At 37.2% G+C, this 24,659-nt stretch carries 22 protein-coding genes; 12 read left to right on the top strand and 10 right to left on the bottom strand.

Translation table 11 applies throughout. The features are described 5' to 3' along the window. From LPC21_RS02405 to LPC21_RS02395, 3 genes are read right to left on the bottom strand one after another with little or no spacing between them, the layout of a single operon-like run. A complete protein-coding gene (locus LPC21_RS02405; RefSeq protein ID WP_229317915.1) occupies positions 1-804 on the bottom strand; it encodes an SDR family oxidoreductase in 804 nt (267 codons plus the stop codon). Between the two features lie 9 nt (positions 805-813). Beyond that, positions 814-3,222 (bottom strand): M20/M25/M40 family metallo-hydrolase, encoded by a 2,409-nt coding sequence (locus LPC21_RS02400; RefSeq protein WP_229317914.1) that lies wholly within the window; start codon positions 3,220-3,222, stop codon positions 814-816. 26 nt (positions 3,223-3,248) lie between these two features. Then, the gene (locus tag LPC21_RS02395) at positions 3,249-3,599 is read right to left on the bottom strand and encodes a hypothetical protein (RefSeq protein ID WP_229317913.1); all 351 of its coding nucleotides are present in this window, start codon (positions 3,597-3,599) and stop codon (positions 3,249-3,251) included. A 226-nt stretch (positions 3,600-3,825) separates the two neighbouring features. Here LPC21_RS02395 and LPC21_RS02390 point away from each other — a divergent pair, with 226 nt between their 5' ends. Then, the gene (locus LPC21_RS02390) at positions 3,826-4,149 is read left to right on the top strand and encodes a single-stranded DNA-binding protein (protein ID WP_229317912.1); all 324 of its coding nucleotides are present in this window, start codon (positions 3,826-3,828) and stop codon (positions 4,147-4,149) included. A 52-nt stretch (positions 4,150-4,201) separates the two neighbouring features. On the opposite strand, the gene LPC21_RS02385 is transcribed toward LPC21_RS02390, so the two are convergent. From LPC21_RS02385 to metG, 3 genes are read right to left on the bottom strand one after another with little or no spacing between them, the layout of a single operon-like run. After that, positions 4,202-4,825, bottom strand: coding sequence for a chloramphenicol acetyltransferase (locus LPC21_RS02385; RefSeq protein ID WP_229317911.1), 624 nt, complete (start codon positions 4,823-4,825; stop codon positions 4,202-4,204). 12 nt (positions 4,826-4,837) lie between these two features. Continuing rightward, on the bottom strand, positions 4,838-5,527 hold the full coding sequence (locus tag LPC21_RS02380; RefSeq protein WP_229317910.1) for an HAD family hydrolase: 690 nt from the start codon (positions 5,525-5,527) through the stop codon (positions 4,838-4,840). A gap of 6 nt (positions 5,528-5,533) precedes the next feature. Beyond that, positions 5,534-7,624: a methionine--tRNA ligase gene (gene metG / locus LPC21_RS02375; protein WP_229317909.1), complete on the bottom strand. Its 2,091-nt coding sequence runs from the start codon at positions 7,622-7,624 to the stop codon at positions 5,534-5,536. Between the two features lie 214 nt (positions 7,625-7,838). Between metG and serS the strand changes: the two genes are divergently transcribed. From serS to proC, 5 genes are all read left to right on the top strand, one after another. Continuing rightward, complete coding sequence (gene serS, locus LPC21_RS02370) at positions 7,839-9,110, top strand: serine--tRNA ligase (RefSeq protein ID WP_229317908.1); 1,272 nt, start codon at positions 7,839-7,841, stop codon at positions 9,108-9,110. A 165-nt stretch (positions 9,111-9,275) separates the two neighbouring features. After that, positions 9,276-9,590 carry a DUF4286 family protein gene (locus LPC21_RS02365; protein ID WP_229317907.1) on the top strand — a complete coding sequence of 105 codons (315 nt, stop codon included), beginning with the start codon at positions 9,276-9,278 and terminating at the stop codon, positions 9,588-9,590. Positions 9,591-9,631: 41 nt separating this feature from the next. Continuing rightward, complete coding sequence (rsmA, locus tag LPC21_RS02360) at positions 9,632-10,411, top strand: 16S rRNA (adenine(1518)-N(6)/adenine(1519)-N(6))-dimethyltransferase RsmA (RefSeq protein WP_229317906.1); 780 nt, start codon at positions 9,632-9,634, stop codon at positions 10,409-10,411. Further along, positions 10,401-11,753: a magnesium transporter gene (gene mgtE / locus LPC21_RS02355; protein ID WP_229317905.1), complete on the top strand. Its 1,353-nt coding sequence runs from the start codon at positions 10,401-10,403 to the stop codon at positions 11,751-11,753. Before rsmA ends, mgtE begins: the two co-directional genes overlap by 11 nt. 41 nt (positions 11,754-11,794) lie before the next feature. Continuing rightward, positions 11,795-12,571, top strand: a complete 777-nt coding sequence (gene proC / locus LPC21_RS02350) for a pyrroline-5-carboxylate reductase (RefSeq protein ID WP_229317904.1) — start codon at positions 11,795-11,797, stop codon at positions 12,569-12,571. 45 nt (positions 12,572-12,616) lie between these two features. Here proC and nhaA read toward each other — a convergent pair whose 3' ends face one another. Continuing rightward, positions 12,617-13,756 carry a Na+/H+ antiporter NhaA gene (gene nhaA, locus LPC21_RS02345; protein ID WP_229317903.1) on the bottom strand — a complete coding sequence of 380 codons (1,140 nt, stop codon included), beginning with the start codon at positions 13,754-13,756 and terminating at the stop codon, positions 12,617-12,619. Positions 13,757-13,846: 90 nt separating this feature from the next. Here nhaA and LPC21_RS02340 point away from each other — a divergent pair, with 90 nt between their 5' ends. Both LPC21_RS02340 and LPC21_RS02335 read left to right on the top strand, forming a co-directional pair. Further along, a complete protein-coding gene (locus LPC21_RS02340; RefSeq protein WP_229317902.1) occupies positions 13,847-14,794 on the top strand; it encodes a 2-hydroxyacid dehydrogenase in 948 nt (315 codons plus the stop codon). 11 nt (positions 14,795-14,805) lie between these two features. After that, complete coding sequence (locus LPC21_RS02335; RefSeq protein ID WP_229317901.1) at positions 14,806-15,093, top strand: TM2 domain-containing protein; 288 nt, start codon at positions 14,806-14,808, stop codon at positions 15,091-15,093. 34 nt (positions 15,094-15,127) lie between these two features. On the opposite strand, the gene LPC21_RS02330 is transcribed toward LPC21_RS02335, so the two are convergent. Next, complete coding sequence (locus LPC21_RS02330) at positions 15,128-16,930, bottom strand: GNAT family N-acyltransferase (RefSeq protein WP_229317900.1); 1,803 nt, start codon at positions 16,928-16,930, stop codon at positions 15,128-15,130. 140 nt (positions 16,931-17,070) lie between these two features. Here LPC21_RS02330 and LPC21_RS02325 point away from each other — a divergent pair, with 140 nt between their 5' ends. From LPC21_RS02325 to LPC21_RS02315, 3 genes are all read left to right on the top strand, one after another. Continuing rightward, the gene (locus LPC21_RS02325) at positions 17,071-17,835 is read left to right on the top strand and encodes an exodeoxyribonuclease III (RefSeq protein ID WP_229317899.1); all 765 of its coding nucleotides are present in this window, start codon (positions 17,071-17,073) and stop codon (positions 17,833-17,835) included. Between the two features lie 88 nt (positions 17,836-17,923). Further along, a complete protein-coding gene (locus tag LPC21_RS02320; RefSeq protein WP_229317898.1) occupies positions 17,924-18,865 on the top strand; it encodes an OmpA/MotB family protein in 942 nt (313 codons plus the stop codon). 138 nt (positions 18,866-19,003) lie between these two features. After that, the gene (locus LPC21_RS02315) at positions 19,004-20,041 is read left to right on the top strand and encodes an NADP(H)-dependent aldo-keto reductase (RefSeq protein WP_229317897.1); all 1,038 of its coding nucleotides are present in this window, start codon (positions 19,004-19,006) and stop codon (positions 20,039-20,041) included. Positions 20,042-20,124: 83 nt separating this feature from the next. Here the strand turns inward: LPC21_RS02315 and LPC21_RS02310 are convergent, their stop codons facing one another. Together LPC21_RS02310 and LPC21_RS02305 are read right to left on the bottom strand one after the other, a co-directional pair. Continuing rightward, positions 20,125-22,116 (bottom strand): transglycosylase domain-containing protein, encoded by a 1,992-nt coding sequence (locus LPC21_RS02310; RefSeq protein WP_229317896.1) that lies wholly within the window; start codon positions 22,114-22,116, stop codon positions 20,125-20,127. 62 nt (positions 22,117-22,178) lie between these two features. Continuing rightward, positions 22,179-22,742, bottom strand: coding sequence for a 5-formyltetrahydrofolate cyclo-ligase (locus LPC21_RS02305; protein WP_229317895.1), 564 nt, complete (start codon positions 22,740-22,742; stop codon positions 22,179-22,181). Between the two features lie 118 nt (positions 22,743-22,860). Here LPC21_RS02305 and uvrC point away from each other — a divergent pair, with 118 nt between their 5' ends. Then, positions 22,861-24,654: an excinuclease ABC subunit UvrC gene (gene uvrC, locus LPC21_RS02300; protein WP_229317894.1), complete on the top strand. Its 1,794-nt coding sequence runs from the start codon at positions 22,861-22,863 to the stop codon at positions 24,652-24,654. The last annotated feature ends 5 nt before the right edge of the window (positions 24,655-24,659 follow it).

The following is a 24,659-nucleotide window of genomic DNA, read 5'->3' as shown; positions in this document are numbered from 1 at the left end:
TTATAATCTTGGTTTTATAAAACGGTACTGGAGGGACTTAATGAGATAATCACTCAAAATAGTTTTTCCTGTCACGGTGTTCGAAGCCGCAAATTTAGGCAAAGCCAAATTCAATTCGGTCGCTTTTTGAGTATAATATTCTTGTCTAGTTGGATGGAATGGAGCGACTGCGTTGTAAGTTTCGTCCCAAGAATTTAGTGCAATAATTTTTTCAATGATGCCAATACAATCGTCTTGATGAATCAAGTTGATGGGTGCGTTGGGATTTTCAATATTTTCTTTGCCTGATAAAAACCGAACCGGATTTCGATCTTCCCCAATCAAACCTCCAAAACGAAGAATAGTGGTTTGAAAATGTCTATTTTTCTGCAATACATTTTCTACAATGGCCAGTTGACGCCCGCCCTCTGTATCGGGATTCAAAGGGCTGTCCTCGGTTACCAAATCATTATCATCACCATATACCGAAGTAGAACTCACGAAAAGGACTTTCTCAATAGTTGAATTTTCAATGAAAGGAAGCAAAGTAGTTATTTTGGCCACAAAATTTTCGGTAGAACCCCCTCTTAATTTGGGCGGGATGTTGATGATTAAGATTTGGCTATTGGCCAAAAAATCTGCAATAGATTCACTGATCTGATGTTCCTCCAATCGCACTAAAAATGGGGTGATACCTTCCGATTGTAATGGTGACATTTTTTCCAAAGAGGTAGTCGAACCTTTGATCGAAAATCCATTTTGAAGTAAGGATTTTGCCAATGGCAACCCCAGCCAACCACAACCTAAAATACTAATTTGTGTCATGGATGTAATTTAGGGAACTTTTGGTGTTTCTGTTACTATTTCAGGTTTTTGTTCTATAATACTATCTTGAACAGGAGTACTTTCCACTACTTTTTTCACTACTTGTTTTACTACGGGTTTCGGAATAATTTTTTTCTGAATCACCACCGCATCATTCAAAACGAAAGGCGTTGGCATCATCCAATTTTGTCTTTTGATCATTGGGAATAATTCATTTCGCATTAGGTCAAAAGAACTTTCCAATAGTTCCATATCAAAAGGCACTAGTTTATCAATGCTAAATTCCATTTCGAGAGGTAAGTTGTCCACAACATAATAACTCAAAATTTTCTTGCCTCTTTTGCGATCGTATTTATCTCCTTTTTGACCAATTGCTTGGACTTCATTTGCTTTAAAATTATACAGAATTATCTCCTCAGAAGCAAAAATATCATAGCGATTTACATTTCGATTAGGAGTGATTCTAATTTTTAATTCGCGTTTATCGCCATTGATTTGATCTTTTAAAAATTCAATAGTTGGCTCTTCCAACTCTTTTATTGGAGCTTCGGCAGCATATGTAAATCCAGAATTGTATTTGCTAAACAACGGAATGTCTTTCATAAAATCAGCCGATTTGGGTTGGTTGCCCAAATAGCTTTTGGTCCAAGCATCTAAATTGGTATCATAGGTGACCCAATTGGCTTTTTGGGTATCGGCATTATAAATGTACAGCAAGCTGTTGGATTTGGCTTTGCCTAATTCATAACCGGATTGTACATGCGCTTTTGCAAAAAAGATACCAGCAAGCGCCACAAACAAAAATCCCCAAGCTCCTTTTTTAGTGTAAGCTCCAAAAACAGGCAACAACAATCCAAAAGTCAAAACAGTTAAAATTGCACTTCCAAAAAGCACTTTAAGTCCTAGACCAATTGGAAACATTTGAATAAAAGGGGCAATAATTAAGAGCGCAGGAATACCGCAAATAAGATTGAGTATTGCGTTTGATTTTTGAGTTAGAATATAAAAGCCAAAAGCAATCAATCCAAAGAATACAGGAACAATTAAAAACCCAGCTCCTTTTAAACCAATGGCCAATCCACAATTAATTACTATCCAAACAAAAAGAGGCGCCACAAAATAATTCATGGTTGTTTTTTTCTCGGAGAAAAAATGGTAAAAAATAAAACAAATGGCAATAGTTAGACTTACAAATCCAGCGATATAGGAATGACCGTTATAGGTAAATCCGTTAAGTAAGTCGTTGTACTGAGGATAGCAATTCAGCAGGAACTTCCATCCAAAATAAGTCAATAATCCGCTTGTAATAGTTGCTCCTAAAAAAGGAATAAATCCTTTTCCAATTTCCTTGAACGATAAAATTCGTTTTCCGATACCAACAAAAACTAAGAGGACAAAAAGACCTATAGCAATCAATACCATTGGAAAAATCCAACTAAACGGATAACTGATAAATGTAAATGGAAGCGTAAAATAGGCAAAGTCTTCTTTGGAAACCGTATTGTCAAAATTAGCGTTAGCAAAATACTGCAACAACGGCATTAAATAAGTTCCTTGATGTTCTAAGGTGTTTTTATTGAGGTGCTTGCTGTCGTCTTGAGCCGTATGGTAATTATAGTGATCGTCTATAAAGGCAAAATTATACCCTTGAATATTACCTTGTTCTCTAAATACGGTTAAGTCGGTGTCGTTTGGCAACATTTTATAGATGCTGTACATCAAAGAGTTGGACGCAGGAAGCGGCACATTGGCGTTTGTAAATTCATGCACTAAACCTGCATTTCCACCATTGGTTTCCATCAACATATAACTGGGTCCAGAAGAACCACGCGCTTCAAAGTTCAACACTACCCCCACTTCTTTAGCCCATGCATGTTGGGTAACAAAAAGTGCGGCGCCATTCAAACCTAATTCTTCGGCATCTGTAAAAAGAATGATAATATCGTTTTTGTGGGCTTTTTTATTGTGTAAAAAGGCACGAACACTTTCTAAAATGGTGGCCACTCCCGACCCCGCATCGCTCGCGCCCAAAGAGTAGGAGTGTGGAGCGCTATCGTAATGTGATAAAAGCAATAAGGCTTTTGAGCTGTTGGTTCCTTTAATTCGTGCTAATAGATTTTTAGATTTGACCAAGTTGCCCCAATCGCTCAATGTATACCCCTCTTGAATCGAAGTTTCCAACCCCATTTTTTGCAATTCCTTCAACAAATAATTGGCTACTTCTTCGTGGTTTTTAGATCCCACGTAATGTGGTTGACGCGAAATAGCTCGTACCTGTTTGTAGGCTCTTTGGGTAGAGAATTCGGTTAATGGTCCGTCTTCATCAGAGGTCCATTGTGGCATCATCGTGAAAAAAGCTATGGCAAGAACCACTAGCAAGAACAGCATACTGTAAAGTGAGGCGTAATTTTTCTTCATGAGTTAGGGCCGATTTGGGTTTTGAGTTATATATCTTTTTTGACAAGCATGTAATAATCATTTTCAAGAACCATATACCCTTGGTCGTATAAAAAATAATAGGTATTCCCGGTTTTTGTTTGCAAAATATTGGTAAAATACTCAAAGTCAAATCCTTTGCTGACTAATTTAGTTCGGGTAGTTTTGGACTTGCCTTCGGTATTCAATTCACATAAAATGCGGTAATTTTTACGCAATTTGTTGTTGATATTGCGCATAAAATTATTGCTGTCTTTGTTAATCTTGTTATTATATGCATTGCGACAGCCATCGCTGCAAAATTTTTTGTCTTCACGGCCAATAATTTTATCACCGCATTCTAAACAGCTTTTATTCATAAGATTTGGGGGTTTTTAACTTAAAATAGGGCTTAATTCGCAATAAATATATTTAAATTCTATCAAATATATACATTATTTTCCGTTTTCAAACGTTTACAAATAGTTACAACCGAAAGTAAATAGTTAGTTACCGAATAATTATTGGCACCTATTCCATCTTTGCACCGTTGATTGAAACGAATCAGTTAACCCATTTAATTTTAACCATTTAAATTTATACGCCATGAAAAACAGAGTACAATTAATCGGAAGAGTAGGTCAAGATCCTGAAGTAAAAAATCTAGAAGGAGGTAAAAAAGTAGCTACTATTACTATTGCTACAAACGATGCCTATTACAAAGACAATGGAGACAAAGTAGAACAAACCGAATGGCACCGAGTTACCGCTTGGGGCAAAACCGCTGATATAATAGAAAAATATTTGACCAAAGGGAAAGAAATTGCTATTGAAGGTAAATTAACCCATCGTAGTTATGACGATAAAAACGGTGAAAAAAGATATGTAACCGATATAGTCGCTAATGAGGTCCTTTTGTTAGGAAAATAAATAGTCCCCCAATAATTAAAAGGCACAAAGTTCAAAAGACTTTGTGCTTTTTTTATTCGTTCATCAATTGTTGTAATGCGTCTAAAAATAAACCCACATGGTAGCCATCCACCAAACCGTGATGCACATGAATAGATATGGGCATTGTTTTTTTGCCGTTTTCATCTAACAGTTTTCCATAAGAAATTTTAGGGCAACTGTCAGGCCAAGAAAAACTTCGTGCGTGGGATAAAGAAGTAAAATTAATCCATGGCAAAGCCGAAAAATGAATTAAATTCTCGGGATATTCTCTAGTAAAAATTCCAGTTGTCGTTTGTATGCGTTCGATTTCAGTTTGAACAATTTGGGCAAAATCAATTGGATTTTCAGCATAAGCCATATAAGAAAATCCAAACGTTTTATCTTCTCGCATTACGGTTGCCGAAGCATCAATTTGGTCAAAAATATATACTTCGTCTTCAATTATGCGGTATCTAAAATTCTCAATTGCATTGACTGCGCTCAAGGTTTTATGTAGGTAGTAGCTAAAAAATGAAACGCCAAGCGCTTTCGCATTAGCATAGGCTTGAGTACAATCTATAGTGGTGGTTATGCCGTAAAAAGGCTCCTCCATTTGTTTGAAAAACAAAAAATGTTCTTTTCGATTCCAACTGTTGAGGTCAAGTTTTTGTTTCATTTGAATCCGTTTTTAGTAACCGAAAAGAGGAAGTATTTCGGTTATTTTTTCAAAAGCACGGAAATTTTCGTGTTCGATAGTATGATCAATTCGTTCATGTGCCCAAGTGGTATGAAACGGAATATGCACACCATGTCCACCAATATTTAATACGGGTAACACATCTGATTTTAAAGAGTTTCCAATCATTATAAACTCCGAAGGTGCAATATCAAGTCGTTTGATTAAATCGGAATAATCGATCTCTTGCTTGTCGGCCATGACTTCGATATGATGAAAATAATGCCCTAATCCAGAATTATGTAATTTTCGTCTTTGGTCTAATAAATCTCCTTTGGTGGCAACGACTAATTTGTATTTTCCTTTTAAAGCTTCTAAGGTTTCTTCAACACCATCCAGTAAAACAATCGGTTTATCAAGTAATTCTTTGCCATATTGAATAATTTTTTCAATCACCTCAATAGGAATGGTGTTGTTGGAAATGGCCATTGCCGCTTCAATCATGGAAAGAATATATCCTTTGATTCCGTAACCATACAACTTCAAATTGGCGATTTCGATTTTGAATAATTCTTGAGAAATTCCTTGATGCGAAAGGTAATCTTGCATCAATTCGCAAAACTTCGTTTCGGTTTCGTCAAAATAGGTTTCGTTTACCCAAAGGGTGTCGTCAGCATCAAAAGCAATTATTTTTGGTTGCATAACTGTTTAATTTATTGTTTCTCCGTTTCCAACACCTTCGGCATCTGGATTGACAAATACTAACTTCCCTTCGGCATTAGTAGTCATTAAAATCATACCTTGGCTTTCCACGCCGCGAAGGTTTCTTGGTGCCAAATTCACTAAAACAGTCACTTTTTTTCCAATGATATCCTCAGGCGCAAAACTTTCAGCTATTCCCGAAACAATGGTACGAACATCAATTCCAGTATCTACTTTTAAGATTAAAAGTTTGTTGGCTTTTGGCATTTTTTCCGCTTCTAAAATGGTTCCTACACGCAAGTCCATTTTGGCAAAATCCTCAAATTGAATGGCTTCTTTTTGTGGTTCGGCTTTTTTGTTCTCCGCCAGGTTGGCGGTTTTTGTTGCTTCCAATTTGTTGATTTGTTTTTGGATTTCTTCGTCTTCTATTTTAGCAAAAAGCAATTCGGCTTCGCCAATTTGGTGACCCGCAACTAGTAAATCGCTATGTTCTGCAATTGCATTCCAGTTTAATGGCTGATCGATTTTTAAAATGCGACTTAATTTTTTAGCTGTAAAAGGCAAGAAGGGTTCGCAAAGCGTACTTAAAGCTGCGGCAATTTGCAAGGCAACATACATCTGGGTTTGTACGCGCTCTGGATTGTCTTTAATCACTTTCCACGGCTCTTCGTCGGCTAAATATTTATTCCCTAAACGAGCCGCGTTCATCATTTCGCCCAAGGCTTCTCTAAAACGGTAGCGTTCAATAGAACTCGAAATCACCGCTGGATAGGCTTTTAATTCGGCTAAAGTTTGTTCGTCTACTTCCGAAAGTTGATTCGGTTGGGGCACGATGCCGTTATAATATTTATTCGTCAACACCACGACACGATTGATAAAATTACCAAAAATCGCTACGAGTTCGTTGTTATTTCTAGCTTGAAAATCTTTCCAAGTAAAGTCATTGTCTTTAGTTTCTGGCGCATTCGATGTCAAAGCGTAGCGCAAAACGTCTTGCTGATTGGGAAATTCTTCCAAATACTCATGCAACCAAACCGCCCAGTTTTTGGAGGTCGATAATTTGTTGCCTTCCAAGTTCAAGAACTCATTCGCAGGCACATTATCAGGTAAAATATAACTTCCTTCTGCCTTTAACATCGCAGGGAAAATGATGCAATGAAACACAATATTATCTTTTCCAATGAAGTGAACTAATTTGGTATCTTGGTCTTTCCAATAGGGTTCCCAATTTTTTCCTTCACGAGCTGCCCATTCTTTCGAAGAAGAAATATAGCCAATAGGCGCATCAAACCAAACGTATAATTTTTTTCCTTCTGCACCTTCAACCGGAACGTCAATTCCCCAATCCAAATCGCGAGTCACCGCACGCGGTTCTAAACCGCCATCAATCCACGATTTTACTTGACCATATACGTTGGGTTTCCAGTCGTTTTTATGCCCAACTAAAATCCATTCTTTCAAAAAGGCTTCGTAACGATCCAAAGGCAAAAACCAGTGTTTGGTCGATTTCAAAACCGGAGTTTCTCCCGTAATGGTCGATTTCGGGTTGATTAAATCAGTTGCATTTAAAGTAGAGCCACATTTTTCGCATTGATCGCCGTAGGCTTCTTCGTTGCTGCATTTGGGACAAGTTCCAGTTACAAATCGGTCAGCCAAAAATTGATCTGCTTTAGCATCATACAATTGCTCAGTTACTTCTTCAATAAAATCGCCTTTGTCATACAAGGTTTTAAAAAATTCCGAAGCTGTTTCGTGGTGAATTTGAGCCGAAGTTCTTGAATAGTTGTCAAAAGAAATTCCAAAATCTACAAACGATTTGCGGATAATACCATCGTATTTGTCGATTACTTCTTGAGGCGTAATACCTTCTTTTTTGGCTTTCATCGAAATGGCAACACCGTGTTCGTCGCTTCCGCAAACAAACAACACGTCTCTTCCTTGCAGTCGTAAATAACGAGAATAAATGTCCGAAGGCACATAAACTCCCGCCAAATGGCCAATGTGAATGGGTCCGTTCGTGTAAGGCAAGGCCGCCGTAATGGTATATCTTTTAGCTCCGCTCAGTTCGGCGTTGCCTCGGGTTGGATTTTCTAACATAATAACAGTTTAATACTCCTGAAATCAATTCAGAATGACTGCAAAAATAACTTTTTTTATCATAGGTACAACTACGGTTTCTAGCCTACAAAAGTGCGAAAGACACAAACGAAGCTTTGGAAAACTACCAACTTTGTCTCGTTCTTAGCAAACATTTCCTTAAATTTGCGTGCGCAAGGCGCAAAAATTTACAGAGAGTTATAAAAATCAAGCTATGTTACAAATTGCATTTATTAGAGAGAATCAGGAAAAAGTAATCAAAGCTTTGGCAAAAAGAAACATCGATGCCAAAGGAATTGTAGACGAGGTCGTTCAATTAGACGAACAACGTCGTGCTACACAAGTGGAATTAGACAACACTTTATCCGAATCTAATAAATTGTCCAAAGACATTGGCGAATTGATGAAAAGCGGCGAAAAAGCAAAAGCCACCATTTTAAAAGAAAAGACCGTTGCTTTAAAAGAAAAAAGCAAAGATTTGGGAGAAAAAGCGGAAGCTTTAGCCGAAGAATTGACGCAAAAATTATACACATTACCTAATTTACCAGCCGACATAGTTCCGGAAGGGAAAACACCCGAAGAAAATCTTACCGTATTTGAAGAAGGTACGATTCCTGTTTTGCACGAAGGCGCGCAACCGCATTGGGAATTAGTAAAAAAATACGACATCATCGACTTTGAGTTGGGGGTGAAAATTACTGGCGCAGGTTTCCCAGTGTACAAAGGAAAAGGAGCAAGATTGCAACGCGCACTAATCAATTATTTTTTAGACAAAAATACGGCTGCGGGTTACAAAGAAATGCAAGTGCCGCACTTAGTAAACGAAGCATCAGGTTACGGAACCGGACAATTGCCAGACAAAGAAGGACAAATGTACCACTCAACTATTGACGATTTGTATTTGATTCCTACAGCTGAGGTGCCGGTGACCAATTTGTTCCGCGATGTGATTTTGAACGAAAGTGAATTGCCTGTTTTGTGTACGGCTTACACGCCTTGTTTCCGTCGTGAGGCAGGTTCGTATGGAGCACACGTGCGTGGTTTGAATCGTTTGCACCAGTTTGACAAAGTAGAAATTGTTCGCGTGGAGCATCCAGATAAATCGTATGAAGCTTTGGACGGCATGGTGGAACATATAAAAAACATTTTACAAGAACTCAAATTACCGTATCGAATTTTGCGTTTGTGTGGTGGCGATATGGGATTCACTTCGGCATTGACCTATGATTTTGAAGTATTTTCTACGGCACAAGATCGCTGGTTAGAGATTTCTTCTGTCTCTAATTTTGAAACATTTCAAGCAAATCGTTTGAAATTGCGTTTCAAAGATAAAGATGGTAAAAACCAATTGGCACATACCTTAAACGGGAGTTCATTGGCCTTGCCAAGAGTTTTGGCGGGCATTATAGAAAATTACCAAACACCAGAAGGGATCGTAATTCCAGAGGTATTGCGTCCGTATTGCGGGTTTGATATTATTAACTAATTACTTTACACACATCCAGAGATTTTTACTTTACGTAACCAATCCCATTTGTGTAGTAATGAAATCAATTGGAAATATATAATCCAAAAACAGCAAATCAAAACTCAATTTATTCGGTTAAAAAATGACCGTATAAACAAATCAATAACAAACGCACCAATCAATATGATACTTTACAACGTAACAGTAAATATACACGAAAGCGTTCAAGACCAATGGTTACAATGGATGCAGCAAACCCGAATTCCAGCTATTTTGTCTACGGGAAAATTTTCTTCGGCTAAAATTGTAAAGGTTTTGATAGAAGAAGAAATGGGAGGAACGACCTATTCGATTCAATTTACGACGGATAGTAAAGCGACTTTGGAAAAATATTACGAAGAAAATGCTCCACAATTCCGTCAAGAAAGTTACCAATTATTTGGCGAAAAAATGCTGGCTTTTAGAACCGAATTGGAATTGATTTCTGAACATAATTAAATAGGAACTTAGTGTCTTAGCGCCTTTTGGCAAAACACCTAATGGAAAAAGTAAAAGCAAAAAAACACCTCGGGCAACATTTCCTAAAAGACGAAAGCATTGCAAAAGCGATTGCCGACACCTTGAGTTTAGAAGGTTACAATGATGTGTTAGAAATTGGTCCTGGAATGGGTGTTTTGACTAAATATTTATTGGACAAACCTACCACTACCTATGTGATTGAGATTGACACGGAGTCGGTGGCGTATTTGGACGCCAATTATCCCAAGTTAAAAGATAAAATCATTTCAAAAGACTTTCTCCGTTACGATTGTAATGAAATTTTTGAAGGGAAGCAATATGCAATTATTGGAAATTTTCCTTACAATATTTCGACACAAATTGTATTTAGAACCTTGGAATTCCGTCATCAAATCCCGGAGTTTTCGGGAATGTTCCAAAAAGAAGTAGCACAGCGTATTTGCGAGAAAAAAGGGAGTAAAGCCTATGGTATTTTATCGGTTTTAGCGCAAGCTTTTTATCATGCCGAATACTTGTTTACGGTAGACGAACATGTTTTTGATCCGCCGCCTAAAGTAAAATCAGGGGTGATGCGTTTGCGACGAAAAGAAGACTTTAGTTTGCCTTGTGGCGAAAAATTATTCTTCACGGTAGTAAAAACCGCCTTTCAACAACGTAGAAAAACCTTGCGTAACAGTTTAAAAACCTTAAATTTGTCGGATAATTTAAGAGAAGACAAGGTATTAGATCTTCGTCCAGAACAACTTAGTGTTGAGGACTTTATAGCACTCACTCAAAAAATCGAAGCCGATGGAATTTAAAATCAGCAAAGAATTAATTCAAGAATTAGAGCTACTCATTCAAACTAAAAACGACCAGCAATTGGAAGTTTTGTTGAATGACATGCACCATGCTGATATTGCCGAAGTTTTAGACGAACTTGATTTTGATGAGGCAACTTATATTTTTAAAGTTTTAGACAGTGATAAAACGGCCGAAATTCTGCTTGAATTAGAGGACGATTTACGTGAAAATATTCTAAAAAGACTTTCTCCAAAAGAAATTGCAGAAGAGCTTGACGAATTAGAAACGAACGATGCTGCAGATATTATTGCCGAGTTGTCGCAAGACCTTAAGGCGGAGGTAATATCGGAATTACAAGATGTTGAACACGCCAAAGACATTGTGGATTTGCTTCGTTATGCAGAAGATACTGCTGGGGGAATCATGCACAAAGAATTGGTAAAAGTAAACGAAAACTGGAATGTGCTAACCTGTATTAAGGAAATGCGCATTCAAGCTGAAAATATTTCAAGGGTGCACTCTATTTATGTAGTCGATGATGAAGACCGTTTGAAAGGACGTTTGTCTCTTAAAGATTTATTGACTACTTCTTCCAGAACACCCATTAATGATGTCTATATCCGAAAATTAAATTATGTTAACATCGATACCGAAGACGTTGAGGTGGCGCGTATCATGCAAAAATACGATTTAGAAGCAATTCCAGTAGTCGATGAATTGGGTCGTTTAGTTGGTCGCATTACCATTGACGATATCGTAGACGTAATTAAAGAGGAAGCCGATGAAGATTACCAATTAGCAGCGGGTATATCACAAGACGTAGAGGCAGATGACAGTATTATAGAACATACCAAAGCCCGTTTGCCATGGTTGGTATTGGCTTTATTAGGGGGTTTCATTTCGGTAAAAGTATTAGGACTTTTTGAAGGTGCTATGATAGAGCACGGAAAATTATTTTTCTTTACCCCACTTATTGCTGCAATGGCAGGAAATGTTGGAGTACAATCTTCGGCTATTATAGTTCAAGGTTTGGCAAACAATACCTTGAGCGGCTCTGTATTTAATCGTTTGATTAAAGAAGTAGCACTGAGCTTATTGAACGGAGTAATATTGGCCACTATTTTATTTGTAGGGTCTCATTATTTATTGAATGTAGAAATTATAATTGGCGTTATCGTGACGGTAGCACTTATTTCAGTAATAATCATTGCTTCCTTAATTGGTACATTTATTCCGTTATTATTAGATAAATTTGGGATTGACCCCGCCTTGGCAACAGGCCCCTTTATAACTACAAGCAATGATATTTGCGGAATTTTAATTTATTTTTCAATTGCCAAAATGATTTTAGGGTTTTAACTCTTACTCTACAAACAACTACACAACTATAACTACACAACATGAAAGTACACATTATTGGCGGAGGCAACCTGGGTGCTTCAATTGCCATTGGGATTGCTAAATTTACAGAAGGCAACCAAGTCACCGTAACTCGAAGAAACACCACGAATATTTTACATCTAGAACAATTAGGGGTTACCATTTCTTCTGATAACAAGCATAACATTCAAGACGCAGACATTATTATTTTGACCATCAAACCCTATCAAGTAGATACTGTTTTGGCCGAAATATTGCCTGCAATTACCAACAAAACTATTGCTTCTGCTGTGAGTGGATTGTCCATTGAAAATTTACAAAACAAAATAGGAGCAAACCACCAAGCGGTCCGCATTATGCCGAATATTGCGGCACAATTTGGCGCTTCGGCAACTTGTATTGCCTTTCAAGAAAGCAATAAAGAAGCAGCTCAAAACGTAGTACGTTTGTTTGAAGGTTTAGGAACGGCACCCATTATTGACGAAAAATTAATGGATGCGGCAACTGTATTAGCGGCTAGCGGAACGGCATTTGCCTTGCGATACATTCGCGCTTCGATGCAAGCAGGAATCGAAATTGGATTCGACTGGCAAACGGCGTTGGCGATTTCAGCTCAAACGGTAAAAGGTGCTGCCGAAATGCTATTGGAAGAAAAAACACATCCAGAACAATTGATTGACCGAGTAACAACGCCTCAAGGGTGTACGATTGCTGGTTTGAATGAAATGGAAATGCACGGATTTAGTTCGTCATTAATTAGAGGAATTAAAACGTCTTTAAAACAGATTAAGGGATAATTTCCTTTTCAATTAATGAAAGGTCGCTATAATTAGCGGCCTTTTTTATTTCTTCAAACTCATTTTCAACCACAAAAAACCTAAAGTTCCTGAGACAAACGAAGCAACTAAAATGGCCATTTTAGAATAAGTAATTACGGCTTCACCATCGTTTTTGAAAGCCAAGAGCGTAATGAAAATCGACATAGTAAACCCAATTCCGCCTAACATTCCGGCGCCGAGAATCTGTTTCCATTGCAACTCTTTTGGAAGTGATCCAATGCCTAATTTTACAGAGAGAAAAGCAAAAAGAGTAATCCCTATTGGTTTTCCAACAATCAAACCTGCCATAATCCCGATTGGGTTAGCATGAGCAAGTCCCTCCTGCCAGTTGGAATCTATGGCAATTCCAGTATTCGCGATAGCAAATAAAGGCAGAATGAAAAAGGCAACAGGTTTGTGTAGAAAGTGTTGTAATCGGTATGATGAAGTGGTTTTTCCTCCATTGCCATACGGAATGACAAAGGCCAGAAGTACGCCAGTAATAGTAGCGTGAACGCCTGAATTGAGCATGCAATACCACATTAAACTACCGCCAATTAAATACGGAAGTAGGTGATGAACCTTTTTTCTATTTAGAATAAATAGTATTCCCATAATTGCAAATGCACCTCCTAAATACAGAAAGGTAATAGTTTTTGTATAAAAAATCGCAATAATTAGAATGGCACCCAAGTCATCAATAACTGCCAAAGCCGTTAAGAATATTTTCAATGAAGTTGGCACTCTTTTGCCTAAAAGCGATAAGATGCCAATAGCAAAAGCAATATCCGTAGCCATAGGAATTCCAGCACCGTTCTGCGTTTGGGTACCCCAATTGAATACTAAAAATACTCCGGCTGGAATTAGCATTCCACCAAGAGCACCAAAAATAGGTAAAGCAGCATTTTTGAAATTTGACAATTCGCCGCCATACAATTCGCGTTCTAATTCCAATCCAATCAACAAGAAGAAAATAGTCATTAATCCATCATTGATCCAATGGGTAATGGAATGATGACCAATTTCAGTTTCCCAAAATCCGACATAGCTTGCTTGAATAGGGGAATTGGCTAAAGCCAAAGAAAGTACCGTTACTAAAAGTAATAACAATCCGCCCGCTTTTTCGCTTTCAAAAAAATCTCGAAACAATCGACTGGCGGCCATATTTTTTTACATTTAAATTAGAATGCTCGCAATTTACACCTTTTACACCTATTTTTTTTGTTAATTTGGGTTTGCAAATACAATCCTTTTATGGCGGTACACATTCTTCATATCGATAGTAATCATCCTTTGCTTTGGGACCAATTGGAACAAGCAGGTTTTGTGAATCACGAAGATTTTACCTCTTCCAAAGAAGAAATCGAAGCTAAAATTCAAGATTATCAAGGGATTGTTATTCGTAGCCGATTCAAAATTGACCAAACGTTTTTAGATAAAGCTACTAATTTGCAGTTCATTGCGCGAGTTGGCGCGGGATTGGAAAGTATTGATTGCGAATATGCTGAATCAAAAAATATCGCCTTGATTGCCGCTCCAGAAGGAAATCGAAACGCGGTTGCCGAACACAGTCTAGGGATGATTTTATCGTTGTTTAACAATTTAAACCAAGCCGATGCGGAGATTCGGGCAGGACATTGGAATCGTGAAAGCAATCGCGGACAGGAATTGGACGGTAAAACAGTCGGGATTATTGGCTACGGAAATATGGGTAAGGCTTTTGCCAAAAAACTAGGTGGTTTTGAAGTGGAGGTCTTGTGTTATGATATTCAAGAAAATGTAGGTGATGAAAATGCCAAACAAGTCAGTTTTGCTGAATTACAACAAAAAGTAGACGTCTTGAGTTTGCACTTGCCTTGGACTCCCGAAACGGATAAAATGGTCAATACGAAATTTATTAATGGATTTGCAAAGTCCATCTGGATCATCAATACGTCACGCGGAAAAAATATTGTTACGGCTGATTTGGTTGCAGCATTACAATCAGGAAAAGTGTTAGGCGCTGGTTTGGACGTTTTGGAATATGAAAAATTATCTTTTGAAACTTTGTTCCAAGAAGCAACTACTCCTGAGGCTTTTCAGTATTTATTGAATGCCAAAAATGTTATATTGACTCCCCATATCGCAGGCTGGACTATTGAAAGCCATGAGCGTTTGGCGCAAGTCATTGTCGATAAAATAAAAACACTCTATTACTATTAAAAACTATTTATATGGAAACTGAAACTATTAAACAAGAAGCGTGGAATACTCCGACACCACAATTTCAAAATAATAAAAAAGTAGCCTGCGGTATTTTCGCCATTTTGTTGGGCCCATTGGGAATCCATAAATTTTATTTGGGATACACTGGAACAGGAATACTTTGGCTAATCTTAAGTATCTGCAGTTGTGCTACATTGACCGGTTTGTTTGGATTGATTGAAGGAATAATTTATTTAACCAAATCTGACGAAGAGTTTTATAACACCTATCAAGTGGGACAAAAACATTGGTTTTAATATAACAAAAATCCCGATTGCTATCGGGATTTAATTACTCTTCTTTTTCACTTAATTTTCGTTCCAACTCGGCCTGAAATTCTTCCATTACCGGTTTCATAGTACTGTCTGGGATGTCTTCTACGCGAATGTACATTAATCCGTCAACTGCGTTATTGAATAAGGGATCGACGTTAAAAGCAACAACGCGTGCGTTTTGCTTAATGTATTTTTTAATCAAAACAGGCAAACGTAAACTACCTGGTTCCAACTCGTCAATGATTTTATCAAACTTATTCAAATCGGCTTCCGTTTCATTGAAAATAAAATCTTTATCGGCGTCTTTTAATTTGACTTTAAACGCTTTTTTAGGGTGAATGTATTGTGCAATATACGGATCGTAATAGTTTGATTTCATAAACTCAATCATCAACGATTTCGAAAAATCGGAGAATTGATTACTAATACTTACGCCACCAAGTAAGAATTTATGTTCCGGATAACGTAAAGTAGTATGAATAATTCCTTTCCAAAGTAGGAATAATGGCATTGGTTTTTGTTGGTATTCTTTGATGATAAAAGCACGCCCCATTTCAATGGACTTACTCATCATATCATGCAATTCAGGTTCAAAACGAAACAAGTCATTCAGATAAAAACCATTCATGCCGTATTTAGGATATATTTCAGAACCTAATCCCATTCGATAGGCTCCTGCCACTTTTTTAGCATCATCATCCCACAAAAACATATGATGGTAATATTGATCAAATTTATCCAAATCAATAGATTCATTAGTTCCTTCCCCTACTTCTCTAAAGGTAATTTCTCGAAGGCGACCCAATTCATGTAAAACATTTGGAATTCTAGAGGCTTTAGTAAAAAAGACCTCGTAATTTTTACTTTGTAATAAACGACAGTCTGAATCACGAAGCGCATCTACTTCAGCAACAATTTTATCTTGATTAGCCGGAGTGACAATTTCTTTTGGACTTTTAGGTAATTTTAAAGTAGGCGTCGGCAGTAGTTTGCTTTCTTTTTCAAACGGATTGGCCAACATATAGGTTTTCTTTCGTAAGAATTCAGAATAGTCTTCTAATGATTCGTATTCGTTTTGTTCTGCTACTGAGATAGGTTTGCCAATACGCACTTTAATCACACGCTTTTTTTGGCTGAATACTTCCGATGGTAATTTTGCAGTTCGAAAAGTCCCGCTGATTTTAGATAGTAAATAAAATAATCGGCTATTTTTTGCATGAAAATAGATAGGAACTACAGGAACTTGCGCTTTGCGAATGACTTTGATAGCGCCTTCTTCCCATGGTTTGTCGACCATTAATTTTCCGTCTTTATAGGTCGAAACTTCACCTGCAGGAAACATCCCCAATGGTTTTCCATCACTTAAATGACGTAATGTTTCTTTGATTCCCACTACGCTCGATTTGGCATCCTTATGATTTTCAAAAGGATTCACCGGCATGATGTACTTTTTTAAAGGTTCGATACGGTGCAAAAGGAAGTTGGCAATGATTTTGAAATTAGGTTCTCTTTCCAGCATTAATTTCAACAACAACACCCCGTCAATACCACCTAGTGGATGATTAGAAATTGTAATATAAGGGCCTTCTTTTGGCAGTCTTTTTAGATCTGCTTCAGGTATTTCAAATTTAATTTGTAAGTCGTCAAGAACCCCATTCAAAAAAGCCACTTCGCTTAAATGTTTGTTTCGGTCATATACGTTATTTAGTTCCGAAATTTTAAGTACTTTCATCAGCAACCAGCCCGAAAAAGTGCCTAAGAATCCGTATTTATCCGTATTTATTGCTTTCGCAACTTCTTTAGCAGTTACTAAACCCATATCATTTTTATATTTGAGGCAAGCAACAAAGATAACAAAAAACTCCATTTTCTGAATTTTCAATGGCAAACTTCTACTTTTTTATTACATTTGAAGACAGTAAAATGCCTAATTCAGCATCCCTAAAATACCAATTTTCAATGAAAATTATTTCCTACAATGTCAATGGAATTCGTGCTGCCATTTCTAAAGGATTGCTCGAATGGTTGCAACAAGCTAATCCAGACGTTATCTGTTTCCAAGAGATTAAAGCTCAAGCAGATCAGGTGCCCACTTTAGATATTGAACTAGCAGGATATCCTTACCATTATTGGTTTCCAGCAACAAAAAAAGGGTACAGTGGCGTAGCTATTTTATCCAAAACCAAACCAAACAATATCGTTTTTGGTACCGGAATTGAACACATGGATTTTGAAGGACGTAACATCCGCGTGGATTTTGATGATGTTTCGGTGATGAGTTTGTACCTCCCTTCTGGAACTAATGCGGAGCGTTTGGATCACAAGTTCATGTATATGGATGATTTTCAAAAGTATATTGACAATTTGAAAAAAGAAGTACCTAATTTGGTAATCTGTGGAGATTATAATATTTGCCACGAAGCCATAGACATTCACGACCCCGTTCGCAATAAAAATGTATCTGGATTCCTGCCAGCCGAGCGAACTTGGTTAGACAATTTCTTAAAAAGCGGTTTCATTGATAGCTTCCGTTTTTTGAACAAAGAACCGGACAATTATACTTGGTGGACGATGCGTTTTCCATCGGCGAGATTAAATAATAAAGGTTGGCGAATCGATTATTGTTTAGTAAGTGAACCTTTGAAAAACCGAATCAAACGCGCTTTGATTTTGCCCGAAGCCAAACATTCGGACCATTGTCCAATTTTGGTAGAAATTGAGTAGCTTTGTTCAGTTGCGAAAAGCACCTGCTTGTACAATAAAAAAGAACAAATAAAGTTGTAGTTACAAATAAAAATCAAACCCTTTCATCATGATAAAAAAAGTTTCCCTTGGATTGTTAGTATTGGCTTTAAGCACCTCTTGTGTGTCTAAAAAAATCTATACCGATTTAGAAAGCAAATACACGGACTTAAAAAAAGAAAACAGAACGTTGGCTGACGAAAATGCGGCTTTAGCCAAAGCCAAAAACCAATTGGAATTAGATGGTGCGGCTCTGAAAACGGATTTAGACAAACTAAAAGCAGATTACACCAAATTGAAAGCGGAACACGAAACGAATTTGGATAAATACAATGCACTTCAAGATTCGTATGCGGCGTTAGAAAAAAACAGCAATGAGTCTTTGGAAAAAAATATGAAAAAGAATCGTGAATTGCTTGATGAATTGGACGAAAAAGCCAAAGCCTTAGCTTTAGAGCAAGAGCAGTTAACAAAAAGTAGTCAACGTTTGAAAGAGTTAGAAGACATGATTGCAGCGAAAGAAGCGAGCATGAAAAAACTTAAAGAGACATTGTCTAAAGCTTTAAATAGTTTTGAAGGTAAAGGTTTGACTGTAGAACAAAAAAACGGAAAAGTATACGTTTCTATGGAAAACAAATTGTTATTCAGTTCTGGAAGTTGGGCGGTAAGTACCGAAGGTAAAAAAGCCGTTGTAGAACTTGGTAAAGTATTGGGAGATAATCCAGAAATCGCTGTTTTGATTGAAGGACATACTGATGATGATGCTTTTACAGCTTCAGGGCCAATTACAGACAACTGGGATTTATCTACTAAAAGAGCTACTTCAATTGTTGGGATTTTAAGCGAAAACAAAAAAATTAATAAACAAAACCTGACCGCTGCGGGTAGAGGAGAATTTTCTCCTTTGGCTAGTAATGAAACGGCAGATGGTAAAGCTAAAAATCGTCGTATTGAAATTATTTTAACACCAAGATTAGATGCCATCGCAGAAATGTTGAATGAAATTAACTAGTTTTCATTCACCTAATTAATAAGATAAAGAAGCCCAACACAAAGTTGGGCTTCTTTATTATTACTCAAATTGAAATTGAATTTTAGGATAGTAATTCTCTTTCCTTTGTATATTTGTTTTTTAATAATTATCCAGTAAATGAAATACACTACTCTACCCAATACCGATATTAAAGTCAGTAAAATTTGTTTAGGCACCATGACTTTTGGTGAACAAAACACCGAAGCAGAGGGTCATGCCCAAATGGATTATGCCTTAGCAAACGGAGTCAATTTTTTTGACACGGCCGAGATGTATTCGGTACCAGGACGTCAAGAAACCTATGGAAGTACCGAACGAATTATTGGGACTTGGTTTAATAAAACAGGAAATCGCGATCAAGTAGTTTTGGCTACTAAAATTGCGGGGCCGAATCCAGCTTTTGCCTATATGCGTGACAAAGTGGATTTCTCACCAGCCAGTATTCAATATGCCTTAGACCAAAGTTTACAACGGTTACAAACCGATTATGTAGATATTTACCAATTGCATTGGCCAGAACGCAAAGCCAATTTTTTTGGGCAACGCGGGTATAAAAAACAAGACGATGCTTGGGAAGATAATATTCACGAGGTGTTGACTACCTTGGAGGGTTTTGTCCAACAAGGTAAAATCAAACACATTGGATTATCAAACGAAACGCCTTGGGGGTTGATGCGATTCATCGAGGAACATAAATACCATAATTTGCCTAAAATTAAAACGGTACAAAATCCCTATTCGTTATTGAATCGCTCATTTGAAGTAGGAAATGCTGAGGTCTGTTTGCGTGAAAATATCGGTTTGTTGGCCTATTCGCCGATGGCTTTCGGACTTTTGTCTGGAAAATTCTTGAATGGGAAACAACATCCAACTTCTCGATTGGCCCTATTTCCTCAAATGGCTCGTTATAGCAGTCCACAATCGGCAGAAGCCACTCGTTTGTATAACGAAATTGCTCAGCAACACGGTTTGACGTTAACCCAATTGGCTTTGGCTTTTATTGAGCAACAGCCTTTTCTAACGAGTACGATTATCGGCGCCACCACAATGGAACAGTTGAAAGAAAATATAGACACTATACAGGTTACCCTTTCTGAGGAAGTCCTGAAAGCCATTGATGCTGTTCAAGCTATTATTCCTGATCCAGCACCCTAAATTAAAAAGCTCCCAGCCTTATAAAAGTTGGGAGCTTTAATTAATTTATTTTAAACTTAGTAAATCCTAAATCGTCTATTTACTTAGTCTTCATCCGTTTTTAGAAATTCAAAATCAAAGTCTTCTTTTGGCGGAATAGAATCTACTGCAACACCAGTAGTATCTTGCGCTTTACGAATTGTTAAGAACGAACGCGCATTTCCTGAAAGCGATACGCCATAAGGATTAATACTATCACTGCTAGTTACTATACCACGACGCAACATCAGATTACTCAAATAGCGTTGGTTTTTTAAGGCAAAGCCTTTTAGGTTTCCTTGGTCGTCAAATTGATACATGAATTTCTTCGGACTCGGTATAATAGTGGCCAAGTACAAACATTCATTAAAAGTCAAATCGGCAGGATTTTTTTGGAAATAAAATCGGCTTGCTTCGCCAATTCCGTAGACGTTTGGTCCCCATTCAATAATATTGAAATACACTTCCAACATGCGTTCTTTGCTTACAATTCGGTTGTTTTCTAATATATAAACCAATAAAATTTCTTCTAATTTTCGAGATAAAGTTTTCTCGCGGGTTAAGAATACATTTTTAATCAATTGCATGCTGATGGTACTACCCCCACGAGAGAATTTTCGCGTTTTGATGTTTTTGATAATCGATTGCTTGAACGCCTCTGTTATAAAGCCGCGATGTCTGAAGAAGGAAGGGTCTTCGGTAGTCAATACACATTTTTTTAAATAAGGCGAAATTTGATTGAGTGGCGTATAATCGGGATTAGAACTACCTACAAAAACAGGTCGTTGCCTCACATTATTAATTATGGCACGGTATTCAAAATCGCCGTTCATTTTGCCCAAATTGGCTTGGCCAAAACGGTAAATACGTAAATTTTCTTTGTTTAATTTACTGTCAAAAATGATTGTTTCGGGCTTGTTTTTGTTGAACATAAAGTCCAGTTTGTAATCGAAACTTCCACTAGCCAGCATCCCTTGTACATTGGTGAACAATCCATCAGGAAGCGAACTAATAAAGTCTTGCGCTTGCATTTTTGGAATGCGAATATTCATTTTATAAACGGTATCCTCTTCCGTTTCGTAGGCCAAATAAGGTTGAATTTTTATTTTGTTCAATTGGATCGAAGAAGAACTATCTACCGAAATAAAATCTTCGCCAAGTAACAAACGGTAGTCAAAACGCGCATTGCGAATGATGACATCTTTACTTGCAATTTTAGGATGATTGACTTTTAAATTGGCAATAGAAGTATAGCCGTCAATATGGAATTCATCGCCATCACTTTCAATGTTTTCAACGTTTAGGTGAATGGAATCAAAACTAGAAATCAAATTAAATCGTTCGTCAAAATAGGGTACTTTTATTGGTCCGCCATCCATATTGAAAAACTGAATATCGGCAGTACGGTCTCTAGGATCAGCTTCGCCAGCAATTCGCCAGCGTTGCGCAAAAGTATTGGTTTTGACGTGAATGATACTTTCTAAATCACCGCCATCTAAGGCTAATTTCTTGACATCAATGGTCGCTTTCTTTCCATTATCGTCTAATTTGAAAACTAAATTTTTGATATCCATGTCTGATGGAACCAAATTCAACAAGCGAAAAATAATGCGTTTGGCTAAGGCCGCGTAATCTCTTTTATCCGAACTAACTTCTTGATTTTTATTTTTCTTCAAAAAAGCATCAAAGTTGCGCACCTTCCCTTTTTTGGTTAATTGTACCAATCCATTTTGTATTTCTAAGGTACCCAATTGTAGATCGCCAATGAGTAAATGCCAAAAGCTAATGCTAGTTTTCATTTTTTGAATTCGGAATAAAGTATCGGCATGTTTGGGAGCCAAAACCACATCCGTAAATCGAACTGCAGAAATTCCGTCAAAAGAAGCTGTTTTTATGGTGAATTTACTATCGAAATCCCGTTCCATTTTTACCGCTACTTTTTCTAAAGTTACTTTTAAAATTTCATCTCTGAAATAATAAAAAGTGCTTAATGCAGCCACAAATAAAACGAAAAGAATTCCCAGTGTAATTCCTATTTTCTTCTTGTTAATTCTCATAAAAACGCCAAATTATTGAAGGTGTAAAGAAAGTAAAAAAAAGCCAATTTTTTCAGCAGAAATTAAAAGGGGTAACACTTTTCTGGGGTAATGCAATAATCCAAACGAACATCGTTTTCAAAAACGTCTGCAATTGATTTTTCAGCTTCAAAAAACGAAAGTCCAATTTTAATGGTATCTGGATGGCATTCTGCCAAAAATTGATCGTAAAATCCTTTGCCGTAACCTACCCGATTTCCATTTAAATCAAAGGCCAAAAGTGGCACAAACACGACTTGAATTTTGGGCGAAGGCACTTCAATTCCGTCTATTGGTTCTGGAATATTGTATTCGTTTTTTTTGATTTTGGTATTGTCTGTCAATAAAAAATGGGTCATTTTCCGTGTTGAAAAATCAGATTTGGACACCACAATTTCTTTGTCTTTTCCAGAGAGCAAGTGTAGTAGGAATTCGGTGTTGACTTCTTTTTGCTCCTCAATAGGTAAGAAAATATGAAAGTAAGTTTTGTCCCAAAGGTCTAAAGCCAAAACGCCATTGGCAATAGCCAAACTTTTTTCCTCAATATCAGCATTGGAAAGTTGTTTTCGTAACTTTTTGTAAAGAATGCGTAATTCAGTTTTTGTCATTTTAAGTAAAAATAGTAGTTAAAAGTACTATTAATTTTTGCGCCGAAAAAGAAAACCACTGATTTTGATTTGCAAAGATGTTATTTGTAAATTTGAAAACATTTCGAGCCAACACATAATGACGCCACCCAGCATTGCATTGCAAATTCAAACTTTACCGGACAACCCTGGTGTTTATCAATACTACGATAAGGACGGGAAAATTTTGTATGTGGGCAAAGCCAAAAACCTAAAAAAAAGGGTTTCGTCTTATTTCAATAAAATTCACGATACGGCTAAAACGAATGTTCTGGTTAAAAAAATTGTAACCATCAAACACATTGTAGTGCCAACGGAAACCGATGCGCTTTTGTTGGAAAACAATCTGATCAAAACCCTGCAACCGCGTTACAATGTCTTATTGCGAGACGACAAAAGCTACCCTTGGTTGTGTATTAAGAAAGAACCTTTTTCGCGCATATTTTCAACACGTAGAATGGTCAAAGACGGTTCGGAATATTTTGGGCCTTACACCAGTTTCAAAACGGTGTCTACTATTTTGGACTTGATCAAAGAGTTGTATCCATTGCGCACCTGTAACTATGATTTGAGTGCTACTAATATTCAAAGTGGTAAATTCAAAGTATGTTTGGAATACCGTATTGGCAATTGCAAAGGTCCTTGTGAAGGCTATGAATCGGTTGAAGAATATCAAAAACAAGTGAATGCTATTCGCGAAATTTTGAAAGGAAATTTCAAAGAAAGTATGAAAGATTTCAAGCGCTTGATGAACGAATTAGCCCAAGAAATGCGTTTTGAAGAGGCTCAAAAAATCAAAGAGAAAATTGAAATTCTAGAAAATTACCAGTCGCGTTCCACGATTATCAATCCAAAAATCACCAACATTGATGTCTTTTCGATTGTTTCAGATGAAAGTGCGGCCTATGTCAACTTTTTGCAAATTTCTCACGGATCGATTATTCGTTCCCATACTATGGAAATCAAAAAGAAATTGGAAGAAACCGACGAAGAACTGTTGGAATTAGCCATCATTGAACTTCGGGAGCGCTTCCAGTTGTTGTCTAAAGAAATTATTGTTCCTTTTGAAATAGATTTGGGAGAAAACATCAAAATCACAGTGCCGCAATTGGGCGACAAAAAACAAATTTTAGATTTATCTCTTCGCAATGCTAAATACTATCGAATAGAACAGTTGAAACAATTGCAAATTGTAGACCCAGACCGCCATGTTAACCGAATTATGGCACAAATGCAAAAAGACTTGCGCTTGCCTGTGGAGCCTCGTCACATTGAATGTTTTGATAATTCCAATATTCAAGGAACCAATCCAGTTTCGGCTTGTGTGGTATTCAAAGACGGTAAACCGAGTAAAAAAGACTACCGCCATTTTAACATCAAAACAGTAGAAGGTCCGAATGATTTTGCATCCATGGAAGAAGTGGTGTACCGACGCTATAAACGCCTTTTGGACGAAAACCAACCTTTGCCGCAGTTAATAATTATTGACGGTGGAAAGGGGCAATTGTCTTCGGCTTTAAAAAGCATTGACGACCTAGGTCTTCGTGGAAAAATTACGATTATTGGTATTGCCAAACGCTTGGAAGAGCTCTTCTATCCTGGCGATTCGATTCCGCTTTACCTCGACAAAAAATCAGAAACATTAAAAGTTATACAACAATTGCGTAATGAAGCGCACCGTTTTGGGATCACCCATCACCGTGACAAACGCAGCAAAGCAGCTCTGAATTCGTCTATAGAATCCATACCAGGTATTGGCGAAAAAACCATGACTACTTTAATTCAGCACTTCAAAAGTGTTAAAAGATTAAAATTGGCCACCGAAAAAGAAATATCCGAAGTCGTTGGGCTGTCAAAAGCCAAAAAAATTACCGACTTTTACACTACCAATTAATTTGT

This window comes from Flavobacterium ammoniigenes (genome assembly GCF_020886055.1).
GTDB lineage: Bacteria > Bacteroidota > Bacteroidia > Flavobacteriales > Flavobacteriaceae > Flavobacterium > Flavobacterium ammoniigenes.
The sequence above is the reverse complement of the archived record's forward strand: the minus strand, read 5'-3'. Positions and strand labels throughout refer to the sequence as shown.

Coding starts and splice junctions, on each gene's coding strand:
- LPC21_RS02405 (WP_229317915.1), bottom strand. CDS start 804: ATGACACAAATTAGTATTTTAGGTTGTGGTTGGCTGGGGTTGCCATTG.
- LPC21_RS02400 (WP_229317914.1), bottom strand. CDS start 3,222: ATGAAGAAAAATTACGCCTCACTTTACAGTATGCTGTTCTTGCTAGTG.
- LPC21_RS02395 (WP_229317913.1), bottom strand. CDS start 3,599: ATGAATAAAAGCTGTTTAGAATGCGGTGATAAAATTATTGGCCGTGAA.
- LPC21_RS02390 (WP_229317912.1), top strand. CDS start 3,826: ATGAAAAACAGAGTACAATTAATCGGAAGAGTAGGTCAAGATCCTGAA.
- LPC21_RS02385 (WP_229317911.1), bottom strand. CDS start 4,825: ATGAAACAAAAACTTGACCTCAACAGTTGGAATCGAAAAGAACATTTT.
- LPC21_RS02380 (WP_229317910.1), bottom strand. CDS start 5,527: ATGCAACCAAAAATAATTGCTTTTGATGCTGACGACACCCTTTGGGTA.
- metG (WP_229317909.1), bottom strand. CDS start 7,624: ATGTTAGAAAATCCAACCCGAGGCAACGCCGAACTGAGCGGAGCTAAA.
- serS (WP_229317908.1), top strand. CDS start 7,839: ATGTTACAAATTGCATTTATTAGAGAGAATCAGGAAAAAGTAATCAAA.
- LPC21_RS02365 (WP_229317907.1), top strand. CDS start 9,276: ATGATACTTTACAACGTAACAGTAAATATACACGAAAGCGTTCAAGAC.
- rsmA (WP_229317906.1), top strand. CDS start 9,632: ATGGAAAAAGTAAAAGCAAAAAAACACCTCGGGCAACATTTCCTAAAA.
- mgtE (WP_229317905.1), top strand. CDS start 10,401: ATGGAATTTAAAATCAGCAAAGAATTAATTCAAGAATTAGAGCTACTC.
- proC (WP_229317904.1), top strand. CDS start 11,795: ATGAAAGTACACATTATTGGCGGAGGCAACCTGGGTGCTTCAATTGCC.
- nhaA (WP_229317903.1), bottom strand. CDS start 13,756: ATGGCCGCCAGTCGATTGTTTCGAGATTTTTTTGAAAGCGAAAAAGCG.
- LPC21_RS02340 (WP_229317902.1), top strand. CDS start 13,847: ATGGCGGTACACATTCTTCATATCGATAGTAATCATCCTTTGCTTTGG.
- LPC21_RS02335 (WP_229317901.1), top strand. CDS start 14,806: ATGGAAACTGAAACTATTAAACAAGAAGCGTGGAATACTCCGACACCA.
- LPC21_RS02330 (WP_229317900.1), bottom strand. CDS start 16,930: ATGGGTTTAGTAACTGCTAAAGAAGTTGCGAAAGCAATAAATACGGAT.
- LPC21_RS02325 (WP_229317899.1), top strand. CDS start 17,071: ATGAAAATTATTTCCTACAATGTCAATGGAATTCGTGCTGCCATTTCT.
- LPC21_RS02320 (WP_229317898.1), top strand. CDS start 17,924: ATGATAAAAAAAGTTTCCCTTGGATTGTTAGTATTGGCTTTAAGCACC.
- LPC21_RS02315 (WP_229317897.1), top strand. CDS start 19,004: ATGAAATACACTACTCTACCCAATACCGATATTAAAGTCAGTAAAATT.
- LPC21_RS02310 (WP_229317896.1), bottom strand. CDS start 22,116: ATGAGAATTAACAAGAAGAAAATAGGAATTACACTGGGAATTCTTTTC.
- LPC21_RS02305 (WP_229317895.1), bottom strand. CDS start 22,742: ATGACAAAAACTGAATTACGCATTCTTTACAAAAAGTTACGAAAACAA.
- uvrC (WP_229317894.1), top strand. CDS start 22,861: ATGACGCCACCCAGCATTGCATTGCAAATTCAAACTTTACCGGACAAC.